At 67.1% G+C, this 3090-nt stretch carries 4 protein-coding genes; 1 reads left to right on the top strand and 3 read right to left on the bottom strand.

Going from position 1 to position 3090, the window contains the following annotated elements; genetic code table 11:
- On the bottom strand, positions 1 to 456 hold a 456-nt coding region (locus tag ACWGKT_RS48325), incomplete at its 3' end, for an IS3 family transposase (protein ID WP_453278794.1).
- The gene (locus ACWGKT_RS48320; protein ID WP_453278793.1) at positions 453 to 794 is read right to left on the bottom strand and encodes a transposase; all 342 of its coding nucleotides are present in this window, start codon (positions 792 to 794) and stop codon (positions 453 to 455) included. The genes ACWGKT_RS48320 and ACWGKT_RS48325, both read right to left, overlap by 4 nt.
- 956 nt (positions 795 to 1750) lie before the next feature.
- On the opposite strand from ACWGKT_RS48320, the gene ACWGKT_RS48315 reads away from it, so the two are divergent.
- Entirely contained in the window at positions 1751 to 1921 is a 171-nt protein-coding gene (locus ACWGKT_RS48315) for a hypothetical protein (protein WP_453278792.1), read from the top strand.
- 206 nt (positions 1922 to 2127) lie between these two features.
- Here the strand turns inward: ACWGKT_RS48315 and ACWGKT_RS48310 are convergent, their stop codons facing one another.
- Positions 2128 to 2805, bottom strand: a complete 678-nt coding sequence (locus ACWGKT_RS48310; protein WP_453278795.1) for a DNA/RNA non-specific endonuclease — start codon at positions 2803 to 2805, stop codon at positions 2128 to 2130.
- Positions 2806 to 3090: the final 285 nt, after the last annotated feature.

Below are 3090 nucleotides of genomic sequence, written 5' to 3'. Positions count from 1 at the left end.
TGCCAGATAAAGGAATTGGCCGTTGCCGATCGGGAGATAGGTGATGTCTCCCACGTACTTGGTGTTCGGCTCCTGGGCAGCAAAGTCCCGCTGGAACAGGTCCGGAACCGGTGAGGCTGCCGGGTCCGGGACGGTGGTGCGCACGCGTCTGCGCAGGCGGATGCCGGTGATGGAGAACGTCCGCATGACCCGGGCGACCCGCTTCTCGTTGACCCGCCGCCCCTTCTCGCGGAGCTCGGCCGTTATGCGCGGGGAGCCGTAGGCGCCGCCGGACTCGCCGTGGACCGCACGGATCTCCTCGGCCAGGACCCGGTCCTGGCGCTGCCGGGTGGCCCGGGCCTCGGCGCCGGCGAGCCACTTGTAGTAGCTGGACCAGTTCACGTCCAGGACCTGGCAGAGCCGCTTCACCTCGTAGGTGTCCCGGTGGTCGTCAACGAACTGGAAGCGGCTCCTCACCAGTTCGTCTCCCCGAAATACTTGGCCGCCTTGCGGAGGATGTCCCGCTCGGTGGCGAGCTTGCGCTCACTCGCCTCGAGTTCTGCCACCCGGGCCTCCAACTGCCGGACCCGCTCGTCCGGATCAGCGGACGGAACGGCCACACGAGGTCGGGCGGCCGGCTTCGTAGCTGCGGTGGTGACGCCGCGGCGTTCACGGTCCCGCAGCACCCACTCCCGCAGAGTCGCCCGGTTGATGCCCAGGTCGGCGGCGATGCTCTTGTACGTCGCCCCGGGCGTGGACTCGTACAGGGCCACGGCATCGGCCTTGAACTCGTCCGAGTAGTCCTTCATCGCCATCGGCGGTCTTCTCGCTTCCTCCGGATCAAGCAGATCCAGTATCAGCGTGTCCACCACTCAGGGGGAGGCCCCCTCACCCGGCAGCGATGGCACACGCTCATACCCCAACTCCCCTACAACCCACCGTGCGCTCGGAGGTAGGAATGGATCCGGAGATCGTGGCCCGGCCGGTACGGCCGGTAGGGTGGCGCTCATGGTGACGGACGGGTGGCAGCAGGCCCGGGACGGAATCATGCAATGGTGGCGGCGCTACTCTCCCGACAGCGCCGAAGATGTTGCCGGTGCGCTTGAATCTTCCCGGTCCGCCGCACTCACCGCCCACGGGACGGGCGGGTCGCTCGAGGAAACCCTGGGCCGCGACTGGGCAGGCCGAGTGGCCGAGTTGCTCGCCTCGCATCGGGACGCCGAGCGGGAACTCCGTACGCCCTGGATGGCTGGGACGCGGCAGGCGACGCACAGACCGTGCAGGGAGGCGTTCACATGGAAGCCCACGCGACGGGAAGCAGTCGTGTGTACCAGGCGGGCCGCGATCAGCACATCACCGAGCGGTGACAGCGCGCCAGGCGCTGAGCGAGAGTCGTCACCAAGCTGAGGTTCCGGTAGGAACGGCCGCGGACACAACGGCGATGCAGGTCACAGGGTTGACCTGATCCTCACGTTCCGAAGCATGACAGGGTCGCTGACCTGCGTATCCATTTTGAATTCCGCCGATACTGGTGGACCTCGTGCTGACGACGCCGGAGCGTCCTGGCCGATGTGACGGCGAAAGAGGGCTGAGCTCCTCGCTCTGATCACCCGCTTCCGCCCCCCCCCCCCTGCTGAGTCAGTCAGCCTGGTCTACCTGAGCACCGTTCGTGCTCCAAAACCCCCATCCGCGGGACTGAGGGCAGGCGCAGGAGGACCGACCCTCTCATGGGGATCGTGTCGCGGGTGGCTTTCCTGGGTTCGACTTCTCCATGCCCAGCGAGTCCCGCGCCCGGATGATTGAGCTCCGCCTGGAGGAGCTGGTTCTCAACCGGCTGATCGCCACCGGACTCAGCCTGCATCGCCTGAACACCTGGTGGGTAGGGGCCCCGATAGGCCACCACCCGCACTTCGCCCGCCTCGGACTGGAATCAGCTGCCTGACCACACCGAATCCACCAACAAAGTCCTGAAGGCCGGGGCCTTCTGCAAGATGAGCTGTAGCCCGTCCGGGTGCCCGTCGGCGGTAGTTGCCTCCGACGGGCACCCTCGGGAGAGGGCCTTACCGGCCGGCGTCCATGACGCCACCTCGTGCCCTGCCGCTGCGCCGGGTCGGCCCTGGCTTGCTGGGGGCCGCGGCCGGGTGGGAGTCAGTCCCACTGGATGTCGGCCAGGCTCTCCAGTGGGGCTCGCTCGGCCAGCACTTCGGGCACCTGCACATCGTCACCGTTGTGGAGGGCGGCGGGGAAGCGCAGGCGGGTGCGGTCTTCGAGTTCGCCGAGGGTGACTTGGAAGACGCGGAACTCGTCCAGTTCCAGGGCCTCGAGCTGGTCGAGGTTCTGGGTGAGCAGGAACGCCCTGGCTTTCAGCTCGCCCTGCTCGGTGAAGACGATGATCTTCCAGAACTCGCGGGGGATCTTCACGCCGCGGAAGGTGCGGTCGTCGTCCTGGAAGACGGGCCCGCCGAACACGCTGACCTTGAGGTCGTCGACGTCGACGTCGGCGAAGACGGCGTCCTCCAGTTCGCCCCACAGCCCGTTCTTGGCGCTCTGGTTGAAGTCGTCCATCTGTGGGGTGATGTTGGTGTAGAAGAACGAGTCGGTGTTGGCCCTCTCGGCCTCCGGCAGGCTGCCCCACAGCAGGTCGGCGCGGCGGGCGATGTGCCCGCGGTCGAGCCGGTTGTTCTCATACAGTTCGTTGCCCACCTGGGCGGTGGCGGGCAGTCGGGGGTCCTTGACGAACGGGATGCCGCTGCGGCTGAGCTTCTTCAGGGAGCCGCCGTCGATGTTCCAGCCCACCCACAGGGGGAAGCGGCGCTTCTTGCTCAGCGTGAGGGAGAAGTGGGTGTAGGGGATGACCTCGGAGCCGTCGAGAAGGACCGCGTCACGGGCAAGGTCGGCGTCCAGCTGCGGGGCGTCGATGCGCTCGTCTAGGAAGTCGGCATCGTAGCCGGTGACGGCCTCGATCTGTTCGGGCGTCGGCGGGGTAAGGGAGATCTCGAGTTTTTCGAATACCGAGGGGCGCTGTCACGTTGGCTGACCGGGTGGGATGATCTTCTGGTTGATCATGCTGGGAGGGGGTCGTCCGTGGGGAGCGCGTCACCGTCGTACAGG

The sequence above is a fragment of the Streptomyces sp. NPDC054794 genome, from assembly GCF_053611585.1.
The sequence above is the reverse complement of the archived record's forward strand: the minus strand, read 5'-3'. Positions and strand labels throughout refer to the sequence as shown.

Coding starts and splice junctions, on each gene's coding strand:
- ACWGKT_RS48315 (WP_453278792.1), top strand. CDS start 1,751: ATGCCCAGCGAGTCCCGCGCCCGGATGATTGAGCTCCGCCTGGAGGAG.
- ACWGKT_RS48320 (WP_453278793.1), bottom strand. CDS start 794: ATGGCGATGAAGGACTACTCGGACGAGTTCAAGGCCGATGCCGTGGCC.